This window comes from Microcoleus sp., from assembly GCF_049646505.1.
Lineage (GTDB): Bacteria > Cyanobacteriota > Cyanobacteriia > Cyanobacteriales > Microcoleaceae > Microcoleus.
In genome coordinates, this window is sequence record NZ_JBARVX010000085.1 from 1 (window position 1) to 2,312 (window position 2,312).

Annotated in this window: 1 protein-coding gene and 2 pseudogenes; 2 read left to right on the forward strand and 1 reads right to left on the reverse strand. The window is 40.8% G+C overall.

The window, feature by feature from the left end; translation table 11 throughout:
- Together WBA89_RS04870 and WBA89_RS04875 are read left to right on the forward strand one after the other, a co-directional pair.
- Positions 1-290, forward strand: a pseudogene (locus WBA89_RS04870) (insulinase family protein); the annotation flags it as partial.
- A gap of 236 nt (positions 291-526) precedes the next feature.
- Entirely contained in the window at positions 527-1,804 is a 1,278-nt protein-coding gene (locus WBA89_RS04875) for a class I SAM-dependent methyltransferase (protein ID WP_424404410.1), read from the forward strand.
- A 195-nt stretch (positions 1,805-1,999) separates the two neighbouring features.
- Here WBA89_RS04875 and WBA89_RS04880 read toward each other — a convergent pair.
- Positions 2,000-2,312, reverse strand: a pseudogene (locus tag WBA89_RS04880) (hypothetical protein); the annotation flags it as partial.

Here is a 2,312-nt window from a genome sequence, read left to right on the forward strand (position 1 = left end):
CCACCCTCAATTCTTTCATCTTCAAATTTGAAAATCCCAGTCAAACTTTGTCGCGATTAATGCGCTACGAATACTACGGTTATCCCGAAGATTTCATTTTTCGCTACCGCCGCAGCATCGAAACAGCAACAATTGCCGACGTGCAGCGCGTAGCCAAGACTTACTTGAAACCGGAGAATTTGGTAACATTAGTAGTGGGAAATACTGCGGCCATTCAACCGCCACTATCGAGTTTGGGAACTGCGGTAAAAGTGCAATCTGTTGATATCACAATTCCGTCCGCGACTTAATCGATGATTCCTGTGACGCACCAGACTATTGTGTGGTGCGTCACTATGAGATTGTGAATCTAATTTGTAAATTTTCGAGTGCGAACCTTACGGCTAATGAATAATATAATGCAATACGGTTTACTTAAGACGATCCCCCCTAACCCCCCTTAAAAAGGGGGGGATCAGAATGCCCTCAAAGTCAACCCCTACTCCCCTTCTTAAGGGGGATTTAGGGGGATCTCCGGGGCATAAATATGTTAAGTGAACCGTATTGTAATATAATGAATATCAACACGCAAGAGCAATTCGAGTTAATTCTAGGTTCTAGTATAAAAAATCAAGAATTTATCAGATTAACTTTAGGAAAGTATAGAGGAGGAGAAGACGGTTTAACTAAAATTATTGTGAGAATTGTAGAATTAAAAAAAAGCATAAAACTTTCTTTTACCTACAGTTACAAAACCAAAGAAATAGTCAAAAATTACCCAATCGAAGAGGGATTACATTTAATCAAAACCCTGATTGGCAGTGAATTTATGAGTATTAGATTATTCTCGATCGAGCAAGATGTTCAACTTGAATATGGCAAAAATAAAAACCCTAAAATTAATTTTATTAAGCCCACTTTTACAAATCCTGTTGATGCGACTCCGCAGCAACACGACCGCAGGAAGAAACGGTATATTGAATCAGAAAATAATGTATATCTCAGAGCGTTAGGCATTACCAACAGTCAAGGTAATGTCGTAAGAACGATGGAAGATAAGTTCAGACAGATAAATAAGTTTGTGGAAATCATACATGGCTTAGTTGAATCATCAGAATTGGCAGAAAAAAGTCATATTTCTGTAGTTGACATGGGTTCAGGCAAGGGATACTTAACCTTCGCAATATATGATTTTCTGAACAATATTTTAGACAAGGAAGCATCGGTTATTGGTATAGAAAGCAGAATACATTTAGTGGATTTTTGTAACTCTGTTGCCCAATCAGTTAATTTTGAAAGGTTACATTTTAACCAAGGAAACATCAGTAACTATAGCGCCGAAAAATCAGACATAACCATCGCACTTCATGCCTGCGATACTGCAACAGATGATGCAATTTATAAAGGGATACAGTCTGATTCTTCTTTAATCATCCTAGCACCATGCTGCCACAAGCAAGTTAGGAAACAAATTCATCCGAATATGGTTTTGAAGGATCTCCTGAAGTCTGGTATTTTGCTGGAGAGGCAATCGGAAATAGTTACTGATGGATTGAGAGCGCTTTTACTTGAATTGTCGGGCTATAAGACTAAGGTTTTTGAGTTTATAGCTGCTGAACATACGAGTAAGAATATAATGATTGTGGGAATCAAAAGCAATCATAGTATCAATAAGGAGCAGATTATTGGACAAATCAAAGAAATTAAAAAACTTTATGGAATAAACTTTCACTATTTAGAGACTTTACTATTTCCCCACTTCTTTCTTTCCCCCGATCTAGCCGATCTAATTAATGCTGAGTTAGTAAGCGATCGGGCTATATAGTACTCCTAAATCATTTGTGAATTTCTTACTCCCTCCCCTTGGTAAGGGGAGGGTTGGGGTGGGGTAAAAATTTTACGACTCATTTAGGATTGCTATAATACCAATTTGAACCCGATCGCATTCAAGCAGTAATCCTGGGTTTGAAGTGCCGTATGGTCAATTTGGATTGAGTAGCGATTTGCCCGATCGCCCGATTCATGTCAGCCGATCGGGATCGACACCCAACTCCCGCAACTTAGCCGCCAATAAATCCGCCCGCAGACGTTCCTGTTGGGCCCGCAACCGTTCATATTCCGCCTGTTCCGAACTCCACAGCAGCAAATTTCCAGCTTCATCCCACCAGCGCAGCCAATTCATAGTTTGGCCCAGCCGTTCCCCCGACCAAATCCCCAGCCACAAATCCAACTCTGGAATCCGCACCCGCCCGTCAGCATCAGCAGCCTGCGTTTCATAGGCTCCATTGAGCAAATACCGCACTTCCAGCTTGGGCTCGTAGGGGTCGTAAGTC

Coding starts and splice junctions, on each gene's coding strand:
- WBA89_RS04875 (WP_424404410.1), top strand. CDS start 527: ATGTTAAGTGAACCGTATTGTAATATAATGAATATCAACACGCAAGAG.